23 protein-coding genes, 1 tRNA gene and 1 other RNA gene are annotated in these 21337 nt (G+C 49.8%); 22 read left to right on the forward strand and 3 right to left on the reverse strand.

The window, feature by feature from the left end; translation table 11 throughout:
* Nucleotides 1-34: 34 nt before the first annotated feature.
* The 5 genes from HNQ57_RS08085 to HNQ57_RS08105 all read left to right on the forward strand — a co-directional run bounded on the left by HNQ57_RS08085 (nucleotide 35) and on the right by HNQ57_RS08105 (nucleotide 4194).
* Complete coding sequence (locus HNQ57_RS08085) at nucleotides 35-889, forward strand: HvfB family MNIO-type RiPP peptide maturase (RefSeq protein ID WP_184462228.1); 855 nt, start codon at nucleotides 35-37, stop codon at nucleotides 887-889.
* Nucleotides 889-1626 carry an HvfC family RiPP maturation protein gene (locus HNQ57_RS08090; protein WP_184462229.1) on the forward strand — a complete coding sequence of 246 codons (738 nt, stop codon included), beginning with the start codon at nucleotides 889-891 and terminating at the stop codon, nucleotides 1624-1626. Before HNQ57_RS08085 ends, HNQ57_RS08090 begins: the two co-directional genes overlap by 1 nt.
* Nucleotides 1627-1718: 92 nt before the next feature.
* Complete coding sequence (locus HNQ57_RS08095; RefSeq protein WP_226968318.1) at nucleotides 1719-2438, forward strand: MlaA family lipoprotein; 720 nt, start codon at nucleotides 1719-1721, stop codon at nucleotides 2436-2438.
* A gap of 81 nt (nucleotides 2439-2519) precedes the next feature.
* On the forward strand, nucleotides 2520-3701 hold the full coding sequence (locus HNQ57_RS08100; protein WP_184462231.1) for a PP2C family protein-serine/threonine phosphatase: 1182 nt from the start codon (nucleotides 2520-2522) through the stop codon (nucleotides 3699-3701).
* 4 nt (nucleotides 3702-3705) lie between these two features.
* Entirely contained in the window at nucleotides 3706-4194 is a 489-nt protein-coding gene (locus HNQ57_RS08105) for an STAS domain-containing protein (RefSeq protein ID WP_008247574.1), read from the forward strand.
* Here the strand turns inward: HNQ57_RS08105 and HNQ57_RS08110 are convergent.
* The 3 genes from HNQ57_RS08110 to dusA are packed head-to-tail and all read right to left on the reverse strand — an operon-like array spanning nucleotide 4191 to nucleotide 6559.
* Entirely contained in the window at nucleotides 4191-4640 is a 450-nt protein-coding gene (locus HNQ57_RS08110) for a tellurite resistance TerB family protein (RefSeq protein WP_184462232.1), read from the reverse strand. The genes HNQ57_RS08105 and HNQ57_RS08110 overlap by 4 nt on opposite strands.
* Nucleotide 4641: 1 nt before the next feature.
* Nucleotides 4642-5592, reverse strand: a complete 951-nt coding sequence (tal, locus tag HNQ57_RS08115) for a transaldolase (RefSeq protein WP_184462233.1) — start codon at nucleotides 5590-5592, stop codon at nucleotides 4642-4644.
* A 25-nt stretch (nucleotides 5593-5617) separates the two neighbouring features.
* Nucleotides 5618-6559, reverse strand: a complete 942-nt coding sequence (dusA, locus tag HNQ57_RS08120; protein ID WP_244966152.1) for a tRNA dihydrouridine(20/20a) synthase DusA — start codon at nucleotides 6557-6559, stop codon at nucleotides 5618-5620.
* Nucleotides 6560-6791: 232 nt separating this feature from the next.
* Here dusA and HNQ57_RS08125 point away from each other — a divergent pair, with 232 nt between their 5' ends.
* From HNQ57_RS08125 to HNQ57_RS08205, 17 genes are all read left to right on the forward strand, one after another.
* Nucleotides 6792-6986 carry a hypothetical protein gene (locus HNQ57_RS08125; RefSeq protein WP_184462234.1) on the forward strand — a complete coding sequence of 65 codons (195 nt, stop codon included), beginning with the start codon at nucleotides 6792-6794 and terminating at the stop codon, nucleotides 6984-6986.
* Nucleotides 6987-7131: 145 nt separating this feature from the next.
* Entirely contained in the window at nucleotides 7132-8475 is a 1344-nt protein-coding gene (gene traF, locus HNQ57_RS08130; protein WP_184462235.1) for a conjugal transfer protein TraF, read from the forward strand.
* 390 nt (nucleotides 8476-8865) lie between these two features.
* Nucleotides 8866-10362, forward strand: coding sequence for a glutamate--tRNA ligase (gltX, locus tag HNQ57_RS08135; protein ID WP_184462236.1), 1497 nt, complete (start codon nucleotides 8866-8868; stop codon nucleotides 10360-10362).
* A gap of 110 nt (nucleotides 10363-10472) precedes the next feature.
* Nucleotides 10473-10548, forward strand: a tRNA-Ala gene (locus HNQ57_RS08140).
* A 178-nt stretch (nucleotides 10549-10726) separates the two neighbouring features.
* Nucleotides 10727-11005 (forward strand): polyhydroxyalkanoic acid system family protein, encoded by a 279-nt coding sequence (locus tag HNQ57_RS08145; RefSeq protein ID WP_184462237.1) that lies wholly within the window; start codon nucleotides 10727-10729, stop codon nucleotides 11003-11005.
* 119 nt (nucleotides 11006-11124) lie between these two features.
* The gene (locus HNQ57_RS08150; protein ID WP_184462238.1) at nucleotides 11125-12528 is read left to right on the forward strand and encodes a DegQ family serine endoprotease; all 1404 of its coding nucleotides are present in this window, start codon (nucleotides 11125-11127) and stop codon (nucleotides 12526-12528) included.
* Nucleotides 12529-12561: 33 nt separating this feature from the next.
* Nucleotides 12562-13179 carry a DUF4136 domain-containing protein gene (locus HNQ57_RS08155; protein WP_184462239.1) on the forward strand — a complete coding sequence of 206 codons (618 nt, stop codon included), beginning with the start codon at nucleotides 12562-12564 and terminating at the stop codon, nucleotides 13177-13179.
* Between the two features lie 129 nt (nucleotides 13180-13308).
* An RNA gene (gene ffs / locus HNQ57_RS08160) (signal recognition particle sRNA small type) lies at nucleotides 13309-13405 on the forward strand.
* A gap of 112 nt (nucleotides 13406-13517) precedes the next feature.
* Nucleotides 13518-15425 carry a DNA polymerase III subunit gamma/tau gene (dnaX, locus tag HNQ57_RS08165; RefSeq protein ID WP_184462240.1) on the forward strand — a complete coding sequence of 636 codons (1908 nt, stop codon included), beginning with the start codon at nucleotides 13518-13520 and terminating at the stop codon, nucleotides 15423-15425.
* A gap of 28 nt (nucleotides 15426-15453) precedes the next feature.
* Nucleotides 15454-15777, forward strand: coding sequence for a YbaB/EbfC family nucleoid-associated protein (locus tag HNQ57_RS08170; RefSeq protein WP_184462241.1), 324 nt, complete (start codon nucleotides 15454-15456; stop codon nucleotides 15775-15777).
* A gap of 2 nt (nucleotides 15778-15779) precedes the next feature.
* Nucleotides 15780-16379 carry a recombination mediator RecR gene (gene recR, locus HNQ57_RS08175; RefSeq protein ID WP_184462242.1) on the forward strand — a complete coding sequence of 200 codons (600 nt, stop codon included), beginning with the start codon at nucleotides 15780-15782 and terminating at the stop codon, nucleotides 16377-16379.
* Nucleotides 16372-17487, forward strand: a complete 1116-nt coding sequence (gene rnd, locus HNQ57_RS08180; protein WP_184462243.1) for a ribonuclease D — start codon at nucleotides 16372-16374, stop codon at nucleotides 17485-17487. The genes recR and rnd overlap by 8 nt, the downstream gene beginning before the upstream one ends.
* Nucleotides 17487-17765: a YcgL domain-containing protein gene (locus HNQ57_RS08185; RefSeq protein WP_184462244.1), complete on the forward strand. Its 279-nt coding sequence runs from the start codon at nucleotides 17487-17489 to the stop codon at nucleotides 17763-17765. The genes rnd and HNQ57_RS08185 overlap by 1 nt, the downstream gene beginning before the upstream one ends.
* Nucleotides 17758-18210 carry a YcgN family cysteine cluster protein gene (locus HNQ57_RS08190; protein WP_184462245.1) on the forward strand — a complete coding sequence of 151 codons (453 nt, stop codon included), beginning with the start codon at nucleotides 17758-17760 and terminating at the stop codon, nucleotides 18208-18210. Before HNQ57_RS08185 ends, HNQ57_RS08190 begins: the two co-directional genes overlap by 8 nt.
* 8 nt (nucleotides 18211-18218) lie before the next feature.
* Nucleotides 18219-18629 carry a hypothetical protein gene (locus tag HNQ57_RS08195; protein ID WP_184462246.1) on the forward strand — a complete coding sequence of 137 codons (411 nt, stop codon included), beginning with the start codon at nucleotides 18219-18221 and terminating at the stop codon, nucleotides 18627-18629.
* 157 nt (nucleotides 18630-18786) lie between these two features.
* Nucleotides 18787-19599, forward strand: a complete 813-nt coding sequence (locus HNQ57_RS08200) for an FHA domain-containing protein (protein ID WP_184462247.1) — start codon at nucleotides 18787-18789, stop codon at nucleotides 19597-19599.
* 71 nt (nucleotides 19600-19670) lie between these two features.
* The gene (locus HNQ57_RS08205) at nucleotides 19671-21314 is read left to right on the forward strand and encodes a caspase family protein (protein ID WP_184462248.1); all 1644 of its coding nucleotides are present in this window, start codon (nucleotides 19671-19673) and stop codon (nucleotides 21312-21314) included.
* Nucleotides 21315-21337 lie beyond the last annotated feature (23 nt).

The following is a 21337-nucleotide window of genomic DNA, read 5'->3' on the forward strand; positions in this document are numbered from 1 at the left end:
TCCAACAGGCGGTCAGTGTGAATGGGCGAGTCTCATGAGTAAACAAACCAGTGCACTTGCGGGCTTGGGCTTGCGGCGCGGCTTAATGCCGGAGCTAAAATCTCTGGCAGGCAAGGAGCTGGATTTTCTTGAGGTCGCTCCTGAAAACTGGCTGCATATTGGCGGCCGCTTCGGCCGCTCATTTCGGGAGCTAGCAGCGCGCTACCCAATTTATTTACATGGTTTGTCTTTAAATATCGGTGGCTTCGCGCCACTCGATACCCGTTTATTAAGCGATATTAAACAATTTATGCGGGATTTTGACTGCCCTTTGTATTCAGAGCACCTGACCTATTGTGGTGATGAAGGTCAGCTTTATGATTTATTGCCCATTCCCTTTACGGAAGAGGCGGTACACCATGTGGCGGCGCGCGTTCGGCAAGTTCAGGATGTGTTAGGGCAGCGAATTTTATTGGAAAATGCCTCGTATTATGCGGCGCCAGGCCAAGCAATGTCTGAAAGCGAATTTATCAACGCGGTATTGGCCGAGGCCGACTGTGATTTGCTGCTTGATGTGAATAATGTTTTTGTGAATAGCGTAAATCACAATTACGATCCTTATCAGTTTTTGCGGTCCTTACCCTTGGCGAGAGCGCGTTATATTCATATTGCCGGACATTTTGATGAAGCTGAAGACTTGCGGGTGGACACCCATGGGGCTGATGTTATTGAGCCGGTGTGGGCCTTACTTGATGAGGCCTATCGACTCTGTGGGCCGCTGCCTACGTTATTAGAGCGGGATTTTAACTTCCCTGCGATGGCGGACTTACTGCAGGAAGTGCAGCAAATTCGTCGGGCACAAGCGAAGGTGGGTTTTGCCAGCGCCGTTACCAGTGGGTGCGCGGAGTAATGAAGCACTTTCAGCAAATCCAAGAGAGTATGACGCGCTTTGTACGCGACCCTGATACCTGTTCAGGCCCAGAAGGTATAGAAGCTCGGCGGATGGCGATTTACCGGGATCTGTTCTTTAATAATATTGAGGGCTTTCTCAGTAACGGATTTCCGGTGTGCCGAAGTTTATATTGCGACGAAGCATGGCATAGCATGGTGCGAGATTTTATGTGTCGTCACTGCTGCCAAAGTCCCTATTTTTTGCATATTGCTGAAGAGTTTCTCACTTATCTTAGTGAGGAGCGAGACTCACAAACTGATCCCGTGTTCTTGCGAGAGCTGGCCCATTATGAATGGGTGGAGCTGGCTTTAGATATTGCCGAACAAGAATTACCCCCCGCCGTGGCGGTTGAGGATGTACTTAAGGTTCGTTGGGCGGTATCGCCACTCGCGTGGTCTTTGGCTTACCAGTTTCCGGTTCAGCACATTAGTGGTGATTTTCAGCCTACAGCGCCGAGCGCTGAACCGACATTTATCGTGGTGTACCGAAACCGCCAAGACGAGGTGCAGTTTCTGGAAATAAATCAGGTAACGGCGAGGTTGCTGAGCATTATCGTTGAGCGGCCAGAATTAAATGGTGCTGAAATTCTCGCTGAAATTGCCCATGAGTTGCACGTTGAGTACGCCTCAGTGGTCGGCTTTGGTAGTGAGATTTTAGCCCAGATGCGGGAACTGGATATTTTGCTGGTGAATTAGTGGTAATAATCCAATTGGTGCCAATTTCTGACCTATTAGGTATAGTATTGGCCGGTTTTAGACTTAAAGAGTGATTTGGGTAGATGATGCCAATGCAACGAAAAGTCTGTGCTTTACTGATGTTGTTATCAGTACTGGGGGTGGCTGGGGTGAACGCAGAGAGTGACGGCGATCCCCGAGACCCTTGGGAAGGTTTCAATCGCGGGGTATTTGCTTTTAATAATACGGCCGATGAATACTTGGTGCAGCCCGTTGCCCGAGGCTATCGCCAGGTTACGCCTGCAATTGTTGATCAAGGTATCGCCAATTTCTTTAATAATATTGGCGAAATCAAAAATATGGCCAATGATTTGTTGCAGGGTAAAGCCAGTGACGCGCTTGTGGATGGTGGTCGTTTTATTATTAATACTACCGTTGGGGTCATCGGCTTTTTTGATGTGGCTAGCTATATTGGTTTAAAACGCGAATCTGAAGATTTTGGCCAAACAATGGCGGTGTGGGGTGTTGGGCCGGGGCCGTATTTGGTGCTGCCGTTTTTAGGACCGAGCAACCTCCGCGATGGTGCCGGTCAGGGCGTTGATTCCTATGTGTCAGTGACTGGCACGGTTGATCCCGAAGCGGCTCGCTACGGTATGAGCTTATTGGATTTACTGCAAGTTAGGGCGAGTTTATTGGGCACCGAAGGCCTTGTGTCGGGTGATAAATACACTTTTTTCAAAGATGCCTATCTACAGCGTAGAGAGTTCTTGATAAATGACGGTCAGCTCAAAGATGACTTTGGCGACGAAGACTTCGAGTCCTTCGACTTCTAATAGAGTTTGCGTCCAGGTGGCTGTAAATCCTCCACACGATTGCTGCTTGTGTGTCTGTCCAGTTGCGGGTAAAAAGGCTGAATGAATAACTCCTTACCCCATCGGATACTGCTGGTTCAGCAGGCTGATGCAATTCAAGCTCAGCTCGTAGCCTCCCTAGAACAGCTTGGTATGGACGTAGTGCCTATTGCGGACTGCGCTTTGGCGATGCCGAGTTTCCGCGAAGACGATATTGATATCGTTATGATCGATATCGATTTTCCGGATGATCGCGGTATAGACCTGCTGGGAAAAATGGCCGCAGACCCACGCGAGCTGCCCCTCATCGGTCTTTCTCGCCGTAAGAGTATGGCTGACGTCTTGGCCGCTGTGCGCCATGGTGCAAGCGATTACCTGATGCTACCGACTGAAAAACTTGCTGTTATAAAGCATGTACTGGATCGGGCGTTGGAGCGGGGGGCCTTAAAGCGCGAAAATTTGGCGTACCGCAATAAATTAGAAAGCGCCAATCGAGAGTTATTGGAAAGCTTGACCCTGTTACAGCAGGATCAGCAGGCAGGTAAGCACGTACAGCAATTGCTGCTGCCAGATACCCCTAAGCAAATATCGAACTATCAGTTTTGTCACTACATATTGCCGTCGCTCTATCTGAGCGGTGATTTTGTCGACTATTTTGTGGTAGGTGAAGATCACGCCGTCTTTTTTGTTGCAGACGTGTCCGGGCATGGCGCGAGCTCAGCCTTTGTTACGGTGTTCTTGAAAAACCTATTTGCGCGCAAGCGCAGTGATTTTTTGCATCGTGGGTCGACCGCCATACTGTCACCAGCCAAAATGCTGGCGATTGCGAATCGCGAATTACTTGAAATGGGTATTGGCAAGCATGTCACCCTTTGTGTGGGGGCCTTCGATTTAAAATGTAACCAATTGTCTTATTCGGTTGCCGGTCATTTGCCTGCTCCGGTGCTTGCGGTAAATGGCACTGCGACATTTTTACCCGAGCATGATATGCCGGTTGGTTTGTTTACTGATGCCCAATTCAGCGATCATATGATCAGTTTTCCGCCGGGGGCTGTGCTGAGCCTATTCTCTGATGGTATATTGGAAGTCTTGAACAGTGACACCTTAGAAAATAAAGAACAGCTTCTGCTCGATTTATTAAAGCAGGGTCAAAACTCCTCAATCGAGCTCGCCGAGGTCTTTGGTTTATTCGATATAGATGAGGCTCCGGACGATATCGCAATTTTAGTAGTAAGTAGGTTATAGGCGAATGCAGCCTGGTCGAATATTAGTAGCGGGACAGGACGGTGCCTTTGTTATAAAGCTAGTTGGCGATGTGCGGCTGACCCTTTGTACCACGTTGGATGAGTTCTTTGACGAGATGTTCTCCGTCGAGGGTTTTGCTAGTGTGGTCGTCGATTTGTCTGATGCCATCAACGTCGATAGCACGACCTTGGGGCTACTGGCTAAGTTGGCGATAAAAGCGAAAGAAAAATTCCAGTTTGTGCCTTTGATTTTATCCACCAACCCCGATATTACCCGCGTGCTGCAGAGCATGGGGTTTGATCGCGTGTTCCGTATTCGTCAAGAACCCCTGTTAAATGATGAAGATCTTGGCGAGTTACCGGTGCTGGATGCCAGCGAAGAAGGGGTTCGGGAGCGGGTGCTTGAAGCTCATCGCACGTTGATGGGCTTAAGCGAGAGTAATCACGCTAAATTTAGAGAGTTAGTTTCCCTGCTGGAAGGCCAGTGCTTTTAGCTGGTTTCCTTGCCAATCACGCTTAATTTAGCCCTGATAAACTCACTGTGGGGCAAATAAATTAGATCGGCTATTTTACGGATCAGGTGATCTTCGTATTTATCGATTCGCCCATCTTCCAGTGCGACATCCCACAGCGCTAAGACAAGCTGGTATTTCTCAATATTATTGCAGTTGTCATTAATGTAACGGGTAAAGGGGTAAAGCGAGGTGCTGTCCGCGCTGGTATTCCTAGCCTGATCGATAAACGCGTTGATATCCCCAAGGCTCACCGAAAAGTGTTGCAGTAAAATAGTGCGAATTTTGTCAATTTCCGCAGGATCTTCCTGAAAATCAGCTTTGCTGACTTCAAGTAGCAGGGCGGCAGTGACCAGCTCTAGTGTCATTTTGTCATCGGCGGTGCTGTCGTCAGTAACCGTAAACAGCTGCATCAATTTTTCGAACATACTACTTCCACTCCCGCAGTAAGCCTTCTAATTTGACTTGGTCTGCCGCAAAGGCGCGAATACCTTCTGCCAATTTTTCAGTGGCCATGGCGTCTTCATTCATTGCCCAGCGGAAGTCGGTTTCAGTGGTGGCAAGCTTGGCGTGGGGGGTGAACGCCATATCAGGTGTGAGGCGGCGGGGGAGTGTGCCGGAATCGTCTTTTAGCTCGCTTAGTAAGGCGGGGCTAATGGTAAGTCGGTCACAACCGGCCAATGCTTCGATCTCGCCGCAGTTGCGAAAGCTCGCGCCCATCACAACGGTCTGGTAGCTGTGTTGCTTGTAATAGCTGTAAATCGCGCTCACCGATTGCACGCCGGGATCTTCATCGGCGTTGGCGGGTGTGGCGCCGTGGGCTAGGTGCCAGTCGAGAATACGACCAACAAACGGTGAAATTAAAGTGGCACCGGCCTCGGCGCACGCTGCGGCCTGCATTAGGCTAAAAAGCAGGGTTAGATTGCACTCAATGCCTTCTTCCTCTAGCACCTTAGCCGCTTCAATACCTTCCCAAGTGGAGGCTATCTTTATCAGTAGACGACTTTTATCGACACCTTTAGCTTGATAAAGCTCAACGATGCGCCGACCTTCGTTAATCATGGCGGCTGTATTAAAGGACAGGCGGGCGTCTACTTCAGTAGATACTTTGCCTGGCACCAGTTTGGTGATTTCGGCGCCAATTTCTACCGCGAGTTGAGTGGCCGCGCGCTGCAGTTGTTCAGGGTTGCTGCGATCGTTAAGGCTACTCGAGACGATGTCGCTAATTAATTTACTGTACTGGGGTAGCGCTGCAGCTTTTAGAATTAAAGACGGGTTGGTTGTTGCATCCTGCGGCGTAAAACGGGCGATGGCTTCTATATCACCGGTATCGGCAACCACGTCGGTCATTGCCTTTAATTGCTCGAGCTTATTACTCATTGTTGTTAATCCTTTATTTAGTTTGCTACCAGCTGCGCTCTACAAAGGCCAGGGCGTCGTGGAGAACTTCGAGGCCGGCGCCTGGACGGTGCGCATTTTCACTGATATGGCGGCGAAATAGCTTGCCGCCTGCTTGGCCATTAAAGAGACCTAATATATGCCGAGTCATATGATTGAGCCGGGTACCCTTGCTCAGCTCCGCTTCAATATAAGGCAAAAAGTCGTGAATAATGTCACGCCGAGTTTTGCCTGTCGCGGCTTGCTGGTAAAAGTGTTCATCCACCTCCGCCAATAGATACGGTGTTTGGTAGGCACTGCGGCCCATCATAATGCCATCGACATATGACAATTGCGAACGGGCATCTTCAAGCGTTTGGATGCCGCCGTTGATGATAATTTCCAGGTCAGGGAAATCTTTTTTTAGCTGGTATACCAAATCGTAATTTAAGGGCGGTATTTCGCGATTTTCTTTTGGACTTAAACCTTGTAGCCAGGCTTTGCGAGCATGAACAATAACGGCGTCAGTTCCGGCCTCGGCAATGGTGCCAACAAATTCTTGCAGTGGCCCGTAGCCCTCTTGTTCGTCGATCCCGATGCGGTGCTTTACGGTAATAGGGATGTCGCCAGCGTCTTTCATCGCCTTAACGCAATCGGCTACTAAAGTGGGTCTGGCCATTAAACAGGCGCCAAAAAAGCCGTTTTGAACCCGGTCGGAGGGGCAGCCGCAATTTAAGTTAACTTCGTCGTAATGCCATTGCTCGGCCATGCGCACCGATATTGCGAGGGCTTCGGGATCGCTGCCGCCGAGCTGGAGCGCGACAGGGTGCTCAATATCGCTGTAATCTAAATGACGCTTGTGGTCGCCGTGAATCAAGGCGCCGGTGGTGATCATTTCGGTATACAGTACGGCGTGCCGGCTAAGTTGACGCCAGAAAGCGCGGCAGTGGCGATCTGACCAATCCAGCATCGGGGCGACGCAAAAACGCCTATTTAATAATTTTTGCGAGCTCAGTGGTGGTGTGTCTATGTTTTTTGAGGTTTCTAGCAAGTTGACTCTTCTTTAAATCTATTCGTGCTTGTGAATGACAATTCCGTATTCGGGAGCATCGGTATACTAAACGATCTCCGCTTGGAGCCCGACCAATTATATAGTTTACCAACAATAGCGGTGTTTTGGTTGTAAATAGCAGGCTACAAGCATGATTAAAGCGAAGATCCTATTCGGCCTGATCGATGTGGCTAAGCAGTGTTTGTCATGGCCGCCTAAGTTAATGAGTTTTGAATGCTTGGTAGGCGGTTCAGGCCTGTTTTTAAAAGCCGCGTTTAAAGAGGTACGCACCCTTTTAGTAGCTATTCATACCGTTTTACGCGTGCATACTTACAGCACAGCCTAAAAGAAGTGTTGTTTAGTGATTGCGATTTCTGTTTGATTGCTATTAGACTGAAGCTAGCGATTAGCTCCGTGCCTGAAATAATAATCAGAGCGCGGGATAAATGGAATTTAGGCCATGAATTTGGTCCATGCTGGAGTAGGATGTAATGTTAAAATGCAATAGTCGTCTACTGTTGATCGGTGCTACTTGTTTGGTCCCCCACGCACTTAATGCTATGCCAGGCGCTTTGCCAGCGGGTACTAGCTTAATTAGCAAAGGTGGGTATTCGGCAACTTTTAGTCCATCTCCCGCTACAAATCCGGCAGTACTGCCAATTGCGCTTGGCGCGCGAAATTTCATTGTTGGTGGACTCGCCTTGCCAGCGGCGATCGCGTTTGAAATCGGTCAGGTTGATAATTTAACTGACCGCTTAGATGGCTTGGAAGAGGCTGTTGATAATGCGGAATCGGCGCAAAGTGATGGTGGCGAAGATGTTACGCAAGCTGAAGCTGATGCCATTAAAGCTGAGTTCGATAGTTTTGTTGCTCAATTAGGCGATGACGCCTATGTGAACCTCCAGGCTAATTTGAATTTGCCGGTACTACCCGTAATGTTTAAAGCCTTTGGCGGGGTTGTCGCGGTAACCCTGGAAGGTAGTGCAGATGTAAAGCTTACCGGTTACGGCAATGAGTTAACCTATGATGGCGCCGCCCAAGAATTGAATTTTGACGCTGCCGTATATGTTGAATCGGGTGTCTTTACGCAGCTTGGGGTGGCATACGGCTATGAGTTTGGTAAGGTTCAATTCGCAAATCAAGATTTTGATCTGAACTTGGGCGGCCGATTGAAAATAACGCAGGGTAGTTTAAGTCAGCAGCTTATTGTCTTGGATGACGATGATGACGATGATGATTCTGCATCGGATCGCGCAGAAGATAATTATGACTTAAATAAGAAAAATACGCTTGCGATTGGTTTAGATGTCGGGGCCGTAGTCAGTAATAGTGAAATGCACTTAGGCGTGGTATTGCGTAATTTAATTCCTGAAAAATTTGATTTCACCGAACTTGGTATGAACTGCGCTAGTAAACCTACGCCGACAGAACAGGCAGATTGTAATTCAGCTGCCAAATATGCTGGAAAAATAGGTTATTCGAGTAGCTATAAATTAGACCCCCAGCTTATGTTGGACGGCAGCTATATGATTCCTGGTAGCGGCTTTCGCGCATTTGGTAGTGTTGAAACTAATTCTGTTGAGACGGTTACGGGCTCTGAATACCAATGGTTGGTTGCAGGTGTTGGCTATTCTGGGGCATGGTGGTTGCCGTCTATTCATGTTGCCTATAATAAAAATTTAGCAGGGGAAAAGATTGATATGATTTCTTTGGGTGCCGATTTATTCCGGGTGCTCAATCTCCAGGTCAGCGTGTCGCCGGATAAAGCTAAGGTCGATGGTGATTCAATTTACCGGGCCGCAGCAGTATCGATTGGTTTGTTCACGTCTTTTTGATTTGTATATTGGGAGGCGGCACGGTCTCGTTACATCCGTTCTAAACCCTTAAGTACTTGAACTTATAGATTCGATAAAGAAGAACTTTGAGGTTGGTTATAGGGAGCATCAAGGTTTTTCAAGGGTTTTAGCTCGACTCAATATTGGCGTTGGCGGCGGTCTATCGTTTATGGCTAGCCTTCGGGAGCTTAAGAGTGAATGGTGTAGTAGTCAAAATGCCAAACTTCTATCTCAAAAAAGACTAGGAAAGTGGGCTTCCTGGACACTTACTTAGAAATACCAAACCCGGCAGGTGAAACCTACTGGCGGGGACAAGTATAATATGCAGTTAATGCTTGGTATTGTGCCTAGTAGAAAGTCCTATTGTATTCAAATGGTAATAAACACTCCATGACTGTTCGCACCCGTATTGCTCCGTCCCCCACTGGCGACCCACATGTGGGCACCGCTTATATTGCACTGTTTAATTACTGCTTCGCCAAAAGTCAGGGCGGGGAATTTTTGCTGCGCATTGAAGATACCGATCAGCAGCGTTCGACAGCGGCGTCGGAGCAGGCGATCTTTGATTCGCTGCGCTGGTTGGGTTTGGACTGGGATGAAGGTCCGGATGTTAGCGGCCCCCACGGGCCGTATCGGCAAAGTGAGCGCAGTGAAATATATCGCGAGCACTGCGAGCAATTGATTGCGGCAGGCCATGCCTTTCGCTGTTACCGCACGCCAGCAGAGCTAGATACACTGCGTGAAGCTCGTCGTGAGGCGGGCGGTCACACTGCGCTTAAATACTCCGATTTAAAATTAGACGATGCCGAGAACGCGCGTCGAGCGGCCGCGGGCGAGCCTTACGTCATTCGTATGTTTGTGCCAGAAGATGACGGCCACTGCGAGATCGATGACATGCTGCGGGGTAAAATTGAGCTGGAGTGGGGGCAGGTTGATGCTCAAATACTGCTGAAGTCTGACGGCTTGCCAACCTACCACCTCGCCAATGTGGTTGACGATCATTTAATGGAGATCACTCACGTGCTCCGTGGCGAAGAGTGGATAAACTCGGCGCCCAAACACAAATTGCTGTACCAGTATTTTGGCTGGGAAATGCCGGTGCTGTGTCATTTGCCGCTGTTGCGCAACCCGGATAAAAGTAAGCTCAGTAAACGTAAGAACCCGACAAGCATCAATTATTATAAGCGCATGGGCTTTTTGCCCGAGGCAATGTTGAATTATTTGGGCCGCATGGGTTGGTCTATGCCCGATGAGAGCGAAAAGTTTAGTCTAGAGACCATGATTGCGCATTTTGATATCACCCGGGTGAGTTTGGGTGGGCCGATTTTCGATGTGGAGAAGCTGCGCTGGCTCAATGGTCTGTGGCTGCGTGAAGACTGCAGTCCAGAGCAGCTCGCCGATCGCTTGCAAGCGTGGGCATTGAATCGCGATACCCTGATGAAGATGATCCCCCATGTGCAGTCCCGCATAGAGGTGTTTAGTGATTTGGCGCCCTTGGCTGGGTTTTTCTTGTCCGGTATGTTGCCGCTGACGCCAGCGAGTTTTGAGTCATCGAATCTAGAGGAAGAGGAGCTGCTGACTTTGTTGCAGTGCGCAGCATGGCGTTTGGAAGCCTTGAACGATTGGCAGCGCGATGCCATTTTTGCCGAAATTAAGTCTCTCGCAGACGGTTTGGGCATAAAATTAAAAGATTTTATGCCGCCACTGTTTATCGCCATTGCGGGCACCACGTCGTCAATTTCGGTAGTTGACTCCATGGAAGTGCTCGGCCCAGACATGAGTCGGGCGCGGTTGCGTCACGCGGTAGAGGTGTTGGGTGGCGTGGGTAAGAAGCGTCTTAAAAAGCTAGAAAAACGTTATCAGCAGGCTTGCGAGGCTCGGGCGTAACAAGGATTTTTCTTTGTGTGTGAGTGGGTGGCGCAAAGAATTTAACGAGATTTTTCATCCACTTGTTGACAAGGCTCAGGGTGATCATTAATATGCGCATCCTCTGCTTTGGGGCTATAGCTCAGCTGGGAGAGCGCTTGCATGGCATGCAAGAGGTCGGCGGTTCGATCCCGCCTAGCTCCACCAAAGTTTTGAAAAACCGCTGAAAAGCGGTTTTTTTTTGCCTGAAGAAAAGTCTTTGGCATGCAGCTGTGTGAAGTTCATGGTTGAAGTAGCCTGTAGTCTATTGATTTTGCTATAACGGACTGTGGCATACTAGCCCTTGATGTTTAGAATAAACTCGTTAATAAGAGGTGTTTGATTCGTGTCGACTATTTCTCTTCGCCAAAGCCATAATAAAACCCCTGAAGAGCTGCGTGATTTGATTCGGCAACTTGCCATTAAGCTGGATGATAAATATCAGCTTAAATCGAGCTGGGTTAATGACGATGAGGTTGTGGTGCAGCGCTCAGGTATAAAGGGGCGGATTTCACTTGAGCCTGCGGAGGTTCGAGTGGAAATTAAGCTAGGGCTAATGATGGGGGCCTTTAAGTCGACCATACAGAGTGAAATAGCTCGGTCGATGGCGGAAAAACTGGGCTAAACCTGCATTAATCATTGATTGAACAAGAAATTCTGTTAGTGGGGAATTTTTGAGTACTGGGCTGTTCTAAAGCTTGTTGTGTGTGAGCATTCCGAGTGACTAGGGGGGTTTAGGGACTTATGAAGAGTCTGGATTATCGCGCCGATCGGCGTCGTAAGGTGTTTATTAACGGCATTTTCTTGTGTTTTTTATTAGGCCTTAGCCAAGTTAGCGTTGCTTTATTTCCTCAGCAAGATGCTGAGGGGCGGACGCTGCCAAGTTTGGCGCCGATGCTGAAAACCGTAAACCCAGCTGTGGTTAATATCTCCACGTACACCACCCGAAATATTCAGCAAAATCCCTTATTAAACGACCCCTTTTTTCGCCGCTTTTTTAATGTTCCTGAACAGCAAATGCGCCCCCAGCAGCGCCGTACCCAGAGTGCAGGCTCGGGTGTCATTATTGATGCGAAGGCGGGCACCGTACTGACCAATCACCATGTTATCAATGGTGCTGATGAGATAACCGTTTCCTTGGAAGACGGTCGCAGCTTTACTGCCACGTTAATTGGCTCTGATCCGGATGTGGATATTGCCGTGTTGAAAATTGATGCCAAAGATCTGCGCAGTGTCAAACTGGCTAATTCAGAGAACCTAGAGGTTGGCGACTACGTGGTGGCGATCGGCAATCCCTTTGGTCTGGGTCAGACGGTTACCACCGGTATTGTGAGCGCCTTGGGCCGTACCGGTTTGGGTATTGAGGGTTACGAAAACTTTATTCAAACCGATGCGTCTATTAACCCGGGCAATTCTGGCGGTGCGCTTGTGAATTTGCACGGCGAGCTGGTGGGGGTGAATACCGCCATATTGGCGCCTGCCGGTGGGAATGTTGGGATTGGTTTTGCGATTCCAATTAATATGGCCAAAGTGAGTATTGATCAAATTTTGGAACATGGTGAGGTTAAGCGCGGTCAGCTTGGCGTGGTGATTCAAGATCTTACCCCAGAGCTGGCCGAGGCCTTTAAGCTTCCCAAGCATCAGCGCGGCGCAATCATTGCGGAAGTGCAGGATAAGTCGGCAGCCGACGATGCTGGCATCAAGCCTGGTGACTTGGTGATCGCGATTGACGATAAAGATGTCTATAACTCTGCCCAATTACGCAATGCGGTAGGTTTGCGCCGGATTGGCGACAAAATTGCGGTTACGGTGTTGCGCGACGGTAAAAGGAAAACGCTGCATGCGCGCTTAAAGCCGACACCGGCTTTGAAGGCGGCGGTAAGTGCGCCGGGCGGTGATGTTAGTTATTTACTGAAGGGCGTTGTATTGCGAGATTCCCCGGATGGCAGGGGCGTATCGGTAGCGGAGGTCGCCAGTGATGCGGAGGCGGCGAGCAAGTTGCTGCCAGGAGATTTGATTGTGTCGGTGAATCAGCGCAGGGTAAGAGATGTTAAAGAGTTCAGCGCTGTGCTTGCCGCTAGCAAGGGCGGTCTATTAATTAGAGTGTTGCGTGGGCAAATGGCGTTGTGGGTTGTTTTGCAGCCATAGCTATTATTGAGTTTGTCGCTCGGAGTCGACGAAATGATTAAGAAAGCGCTTGTTGTTGTATTGGTCGCACTGGTATCGGCCTGTGCAGGTATTCCTGTTAGCTCGGATTATGCCGCAGACTATGATTTTGCTGGGGTGTCCACATTTGCCTGGCTGCCGCGCACGGAGGCGGCCGACGGCGGTAATAATGCTGATTTAGATAATGATTTGGTTCGTCAGCGAGTGACCGATGCTGTTGATGCCCAATTAGCGGTCAAGGGCCTGAGTCGAGCGCTTGACGGCGTGCCAGCCTCGGTGTTGGTGACGTACCACTTGGGCAAAGAGGAAAAGGTAAACTTTAATAGCTTTGGCTCGTGGTATACCCATTTTAGCTACTATCCTTGTTATTACTGTGATTATCGGCCTGGCTACGGTCGTGGTTATTTTGGTCACGGCCACTTCTATGATGACGATGTTTGGGTACGCAGCTACGAAGAGAGTAGCCTGATGATCGATATTATTGATGCCAAAAGCAAAAAGTTGGTGTGGCGGGGCACAAGTAAGCGGGTCATGCCAAATATGGATACCCCAGAAGAGCGGCGGCGCTATATTCAGGACACCGTGGCGGCGGTGTTGGCCAAATTTCCGCCGGGCGCTGAACAGCACCCTTGATTGATAGCGCATTGATTAATCGAGAATATTTGGGAATATCTGCGTGGGTCGCTTGCATGTCTACGGGCTTTCGTCGACAATAGCGCCCGCGTTAAGGCCTAGCCTAAAACGTGTTTTCTGCGGTAGTCCTTCCGGTCCCCCCGCAACGAGAGGTAGCGAACTCCGCCAGGCCTGGAAGGGAGCAACGGTAGTTATCATATCGTGTGCCGGGGTGTGGCTGGTTGGACTGCCACCAGAGTGTTAAACCTTCCTTTTATATTCATTTCTGTTTGCTTTCATTGGTTTATGTCCTCGCAGGGCTGGTGTATCCTTGCCGCTTCCACGTCAGGAATTATTCAATGAGCTATCAGGTGTTGGCGCGCAAGTGGCGCCCGAAAACCTTCCGTGAAATGGCTGGCCAAAATCATGTGCTTAAAGCACTGGTTAATGCCCTCGATCACGACCGTCTGCATCATGCCTATTTGTTCACTGGCACCCGTGGGGTGGGCAAGACTACTATCGCTCGGATTCTTGCCAAATGTTTAAACTGTGAAGTTGGCGTTAGCTCCGAGCCCTGCGGCCAATGCCACGCCTGTGTCGCCATCAATGAAGGTCGTTTTGTTGATTTGCTTGAGGTAGATGCGGCGTCGCGCACGAAGGTGGAAGATACCCGCGAAATACTCGACAACGTGCAGTACACCCCAAGCCAAGGTCGCTACAAGGTCTACCTCATAGACGAGGTGCACATGCTCAGTAGCAGCAGCTTTAACGCCTTGTTAAAGACCTTGGAGGAGCCGCCAGCGCACGTTAAATTTTTGCTCGCAACGACCGACCCTCAAAAATTGCCCGCCACAATTTTGTCACGTTGCTTACAGTTCAATCTCAAAAATTTAACCGCTGAACGTATTGTAGAGTACCTTAAAACCATACTTGAAAAAGAGATGGTTCATTACGAAGAGCCCTCGCTGTGGCTGCTGGGCCGCGCAGCTGACGGCAGTATGCGCGACGCGCTGAGCTTGACCGACCAAGCGATTGCCTTTGGCTCGGGCAAGTTAGCCGAAGTTGATGTGCGCCAAATGTTGGGCACAATAGACCACGGTTCGGTGTACCGTCTAATTGAGGCCTTTGCCGCCAGCGACGGTGCTGCGTTATTAGCGATTGTGGCTGATCTGGCAGAAATGGGCGCTGATTTTGCGGGCGTGGTTAGCGAGTTATTAGTGGTACTGCATCGCTTGGCCGTGGCGCAAACGGTCGCTGAAGGCTTGGATAATAGCTTGGGCGATCGCCAACGAATTATAGACTTAGCGGCGACCGTCACCGCTGAGGATGTTCAGTTTTACTATCAAATGGCCTTGGCGGGGCGCCGGGACATGGGCTTAGCCCCTGATCCTCGGGCCGGTTTAGAGATGTTATTACTCAGGATGCTGGCCTTTAAGCCTCAGGGTGTTATCGAAGGCCCTAGGCAGAGATTAACCCGCGTGCCGTCAGCGGCGGAGGCCGCTGTTTCTGTAAAAAAGCCCTTAGCGAATAAGCCAGAATTAGCGGTGGCCAGTTCACCGCCCCCCGCGCCGCGAGTTGACGACACAGGTATCGCGCCGGCTAGCGTTCAAGAGGCGTCCAGTCTGGCGCAGCCTCCGCGCGCCGAGCCCACAGCAGATACTCGAAGACGTGATTCGCTGCCGCCCTGGGAGGAACAGCCCACTGCAGCGGAGTTGCCGTCTCCAGCAGTGATGCCAGCCACTCCTGCGTCCATAAATACAGCAGCGGAAACGCGCGTTGCTGAACCGGAAATAAGCCGGCCCCCCGCCCCGCCAGAAAGCACTGCACGGGTTGAAACGCCGTCAGTGGCAGCGGCAAGCGCAGAAAAAATCAGCTTGGCGATGTTCTCTGAACAGATTTGGCGAGAGCAATTTGAGACGTTTGGTCTTCCCGGTATGCTCGGTAGCATTGCTAGTCATTGCCAGCTCCTTGAAAAAACCGATAGTAGCCTCACGTTTAATATTGATGGTGCCAATGCAGCGCTGTTAAATGATCGTCATATTGAGCGCTTAGGTGAAATGCTCAGTGAGTATTTTGCGGCGAACTTACAGGTTTCAGTGCATATTGCGCCAACGCCGACTGAAACCCCAGCTGCTTACCGTCAGCGTTGTTTAGATGAGCGTTTGGTGATTGCTAAGGACGCACTTATTGCCGACCCTATGGTGAATAAATTAATTGCTGAGTTTGACGGCGTGTTGGATATCGAGTCGGTCCAGCTTGTAAGTTGAATTGTTTGAGTAACATAGAGATAGCCAGATGAAACCAGATTTAAATGAGTTAATGAAAAAAGCGGCTGAAATGCAGGAAAAAATGCAGAAAGCACAAGAGGAATTAGCCAATGCGGAAGTGCAGGGCGAATCCGGTGCTGGCCTGGTTAAGGTGACGATGACGGGCCGCCACGATGTCCGCCGCGTGAATATTGATCCGAGCTTAATGAGTGAAGACAAGGAAATACTTGAAGACTTAATCGCCGCGGCAATGAACGACGCTGTGCGGAAGATCGAGGCGAGTAGCAAAGATCAAATGGGTGGTATGTTGTCGGGAATGGGTATGCCTCCTGGCTTTAAGATGCCATTTTAACGATGAGCTACAGTCCCTTAATTGATGAATTAATTGATGCCCTACGTTGTCTGCCTGGGGTTGGCGCGAAGTCGGCTCAGCGTATGAGCTTTCAATTATTAGAACGCAATCGGCCTGGTGCCGCGCGATTATCGGCAGCCTTAGCCAAGGCTGTAGAAAAGGTAGGCCACTGTAAAAGCTGCCGCACGTTAACGGAGAATGAACAGTGTTTTATTTGCGCTGATAGCCGTCGAGATAACCAAACGATCTGTGTCGTTGAGTCTCCAGCAGATGTTGTCGCCTTTGAGCAAAGTGGCGACTACAAGGGGCTTTACTTCGTGTTAATGGGGCATTTATCGCCCATTGATGGTATTGGCCCAGAGGAGATTGGAATAGATCATCTTCTGACGCGAGCGAAGGAACTGTCGGTGAGTGAGGTGATTTTGGCCACTAACCCGACGGTTGAGGGCGAAGCCACTGCTTATTACATTACCGAACAAATGCGCAGCCGGGGTGTCGCGGTGAGCCGGATTGCCCACGGCGTACCATTGGGTGGCGAGTTAGAATACGTCGACAGCGGCACCCTTGCCCACGCACTTAAAGGACGACGACGCATTGACTGACCCTCTGGAATCTTGTCTCTATATTGATAGCGATAGCGTTTTAAATGAGAATTGCGCAATTTGGGCGCAGGCCGAGTTCTTGGCTATTGATACCGAATTTATTCGCACCGATACCTTTTACCCCATTGCTGGTCTATTGCAAGTTGGGGCCGCTGGCCGTTTGTATTTGATTGACCCGCTTAAGATTAGTGATTGGTCGACATTCACTGAATTATTGCGGTGTCAGGATATTCCCAAGGTTATCCACTCTTGCAGTGAGGATTTAGAGGTCTTTCAAGTCCTGTTCCAATGTGTGCCGCAGCCTTTGTTGGATACGCAAATTGGCGCAGCCTTGGCAGGCTTGGGTTTTGGTCTTAGCTATCAAAAGCTGATTATGGAATGCCTTGGGATTCACGTGGAGAAGGGCGAAACCCGCTCAGACTGGTTGCGCCGTCCTCTAAGCGAAAGTCAGTGTACCTATGCAGCACTAGATGTTTTGTATTTGCAAAAGGTTTACCCACTGCTCAAGCAGCGTTTAGAAGCGAAAGGGGCTTTAGATTGGTGGCTAGAAGACTGCGCGGGAATTACGGCACAAGCTGAAAGCCCAGCATTGCCCCAAGACTATTATCAGCGTATCAAATCGCTGTGGAAGCTTAGTCAGCGGCAGCAGTATGCTCTGCAGCAGCTTTGCGCCTGGCGTGAGATTGAAGCCAAAGAGCGTAATATTCCGCGGGGCCGAGTAATAAAGGATCCGGTGTGCTTTGAGATTGCCCGACAAATGCCGAATGACTTGGGACAATTAGGGCGTGTCAAAGACCTGTCGCCGGGCAGTATTCGCCGTTACGGCGAGGTTATTTTGGAGCTGGTTAGCCAGGCCCGCGGGGCCGCCGATACCGAATTGCCAGCGGCCGCGCCAAAGCCGCTGACGCCCGCGCAAACCCAGCTGTTAAAACAAATGAAGGCGCTGGGTGAGGCGGCGGCAGAAGCCGTCGATGTGGCGCCGGAAGTGCTCCTTAAAAAACGCGATTTAAAAGAATTGATCCGCGTCGGCGTTTTGCCACCAGCGCTGAGCGGCTGGCGTAAACCCTTGGTTGGTGATGGGCTCCTAGGCCTAATCGGGAAAAATTAATGAAGCGTATTTGCGCGGTATACCGCAGCCCTCGTACTGAGGGAATGTATTTATATGTCGATCATCAGGAAGATTTAAGCAAAGTGCCAGAGGCACTGCTGCTGCGGTTTGGTAAACCTGTGCGGGCGATGACCCTAGTGTTAACGGCTGAACGCAAATTATCCCGCGCCGACGTGGGCAAGGTGATGCAAGAGATCGCCGACAATGGCTTTTACCTGCAATTACCGCCGCAGCCAGAGCGTTTAAACCCGATGGTGGGGACCGAGCGCGATGGCTGACATCGTGCGCCCCCCGTTCTGGGAGGTGAAATCCCTAGCCGAAATGTCTGCGCAGGAGTGGGAGTTGCTCTGCGACGGTTGTGGTAAGTGCTGTTTACAGAAACTCGAGGACGAGGACAGCGGCGACGTTTTTTATACCGATGTTGCTTGTCGTTTACTGGATACCACGAGCTGTCGTTGTAGCGATTATTCCCATCGTCGGCAGCGCGTGCCCGATTGCATACAGCTTAAATTTGATGATATCAGTGAGTTCCATTGGCTGCCTGCAAGCTGCGCTTATCGGGTGTTAAGCGAAGGGGGGCGGTTGGCGCCGTGGCATCCATTGCTGTCCGACAGCGATGAAAGTGTACACCGCGCTAAAATCTCAGTGCGGGGCCGCTGCGTCAGTGAGCTGGCAGTGGCTGAAGAATCGCTGGAAGACCACATTATTCACTGGGTAAACTAAGGTGTCACATGATTAATTTAGACGATTACCGCTTGGCGTGGCAGGTGTACATGGGCGTTGGCGCGCTGGCCATTTTAGTGTGGTTTTTACTATTACGAAGAATTTCGTCGGTTTTTGTCCGTTACTGGCTATTTTTCGCCGGGCTCGCCTTTCTGTTTATTCCTGGACGTCACCCCGCATCGCCGGAACTATGGGTGCCGGGTAGCGCTGCTGCGGCGCTGACTTTATTAACTGAGGGCATTGAGGATGCGATGTCTATCCTCATCGTTATGGCGGCAGGGCAAATTTTGGCATTGATTTTAGCGTTGGCGGCCATGACTTGGTTTACTTCTGAGCAGAAACCGACTAAATCTCGTCCCGCAGTGAAAAAAAGTGCCAAATTAGTCCCTAATAATGAGCGAAAGGAGCCATCGCTGTAAGGACGGCTGTTATTTTGTTAACGCCTGGCTGAGAGTGGATTCCATATTGGTATTAATTCGCTATACTTTGGCTTGGACCCCCAAGCCATTGCTTGGTCAAGATGAATAATTAGACTGCGCTGATCTTAAGCCAAAAGGCAGTTCAGTAGGTAAGCGAATGGATTTGAAACTCGTCAGCTTGGATGGCAACGAAGCCTACGCTATAGCAAGCGGATCGGTGGTTATCGGCCGTGATAATGACTGTGATATTACTATCGCCAAAGGCTTGCTATCTCGCCATCACGCTAAGTTAAGCTATATAGCCGGGGAGTGGATACTCGAAGATCTCGCCTCGACGAATGGCACCTGTGTTAACAATCGCTTATTAAAAAGGCCCGCTGCCGTTAAAGGTGGTGATGTTATTCGATTTGGCGAAGCGGCATATTATCTAAAAAGTACCGCCGAAGAAGAGCGTACTATCGTCGCTGCGCGACTCCCTCAGAAAGATAACTTTAGCGGTGGCTCTGTTGTAATAGAAGATGAGCCCGATAGTGAATTAACGTCATTTCAGCAATCCTACCAACTTCCCTCGGGATGGACCGATACTGCGATTCGCAGCACAAAGTATTCGAAGGACGCGGTAGATCAGCGAATTCAACGAGCGATTAGTGCAAAGCAAACCAGCACCGAAGTTGCGCTGGTGTTTTTCTTTGCCGATGGTCGCAGTTTAGTGTTTGGGGTGTCGGCTAAAAATGCAGATACTTTTTGGACTATTGGGCGTCAGGAAAACCTAAAGATAAGAATTGATGACCCAAGCGTATCGATGTTACATGCTAAATTAATTCATAAAAGTGGCAGCTGGTGGCTGGAAGATATCGGCTCTACCAATGGTATTAGAGTTAATGGTGAAGCCAGTCCCAAAGTCGCGTTGCAAGACGGTCAATTACTTAGTCTGGGACGTATTGACATGGTGTTTCGTCAATTGGCGTGAGTTTGTTTAGACGAAGTACTCGCCAGCAGACGCTCCGGCTCATCAAGGATTAGATGACAGAGGCAGATCGTATGAAAATACAATACGGGCTTGTTAGATTCAGTGTTGCAATCAGTGTGGCGATACTGGTGTCTTGCGCGGCGAACCAAGATAGCCGCAGTGCGCAGTCGCCAGCTGTGAATACTGAAGAACTTATTGCTGGCTTGCAAATTGTTGACTGCCTGTTACCAGGTCAAATGCGCAAGCTTGGCAATATGACGTATTTGTCGCCGCGACGGCCCATAAAAACGACCGCAGCAGACTGCAATATTCGTGGCGGGGAGTATGTTGCCTACGATCGCGCCAACTATAAAACAGCCTTAAAAATATGGCTACCAGCTGCAGAGCAGGGCGACGCAGAGGCGCAGTTGGCCGTCGGCGAGATTTTTGAGAAGGGCCTTGGCACTGAGCCAAATTATGAGGCCGCAGTGCTTTGGTACCAAAAGGCGGCTGCGCAAGGAAATAAAAGCGCACAATTTAATTTGGGAACAATGTACGAGCAGGGCCTCGGTGTTGAGAAAGATAAAATACAAGCCCTTAATTTATATCGCGATGCTTGGGGGCTACCTGACGATAGTGTGATTTTTCAAGACGCTGCACGCGCTGAACAAATGGCCCTACGCAGTGAGCTGGAAAAGCAGTTGGCGAGTAAAAACAATCAACTCGCATTAATGGAGCGTCAGCTCAACGCACTTAAAATACAGTTAGCCGATAATGATAAATCACCTAGTGTGGCTGGGGACGGCGCAAGCGAATTAGTGACGTTGGCGCAGTTGGTTCAGTCGCTCCAAGATGATCGCGCTAGCGTGGAGCGCCAACTTTCAACTATTCCCCGTTTGCGTACGCCCGCAACAACGCTCAAAGCCAGTCCCGCGTCGAACACGCTCGGCAGTGAAATTAAGTTGGCAGACATGGATTTTGGCCGCTATTACGCCTTAGTCATTGGTAATCGAAATTATGCCCAATTAGAGAACTTACAAACGCCATTAAATGACGCTCGAGAAGTGGGGGAAATACTCGAAAAACAATACGGTTTCCACGTTCAATTATTACTGGATAGCGACCGCTTAACCGTTATGAAAGCGATAAATGAGCTTCACAGCGTGCTGACCGAAAATGACAATTTACTTATCTACTACGCAGGCCATGGTTCAATGATTAATATTGGCGAGCGCGATACTGGCTATTGGCTGCCGATTAATGCGGACCCGCCACCGAATGATGCTTCTTGGGTTTCCAATGAATTTATTAGTAATCATTTAGGTCGTATTCAGGCGAAGCGGGTTTTGGTCATTGCCGATTCTTGTTATGGCGGCTTGCTTTCTTCTGCACCGGGGCACTTGTTTTTTGGGCAAAGCGCCAGTTCGACAAACAGTGAATATATTAAATATAAGTTGCCACGCCGCTCGCGCTTATTATTGTCATCCGGTGGAGATAAGCCTGTTATTGATGAAGGCGGCGGGGATCATTCGGTGTTTGCCCAAGAACTAATCGATATCTTACGCAAAAATAAAGGCGTGCTTTCTGCGCCGGATTTATATGCCAGCATACGCGGTCCGGTAAAAGTGCGCGCGGCGGCGAATCAGTTTGTTCAGGAGCCAGTTTATAAAAGTATAAAAGGGGCTGGGCACGAAGTAGGTGATTTTTTCTTTGTACCCAATAGCCTAGCGCAATAAACCCAAGGCGCTTGTCGGCATAT

The sequence above is a fragment of the Zhongshania antarctica genome, from assembly GCF_014202945.1.
Taxonomy (GTDB): Bacteria; Pseudomonadota; Gammaproteobacteria; order Pseudomonadales; family Spongiibacteraceae; genus Spongiibacter; species Spongiibacter antarcticus.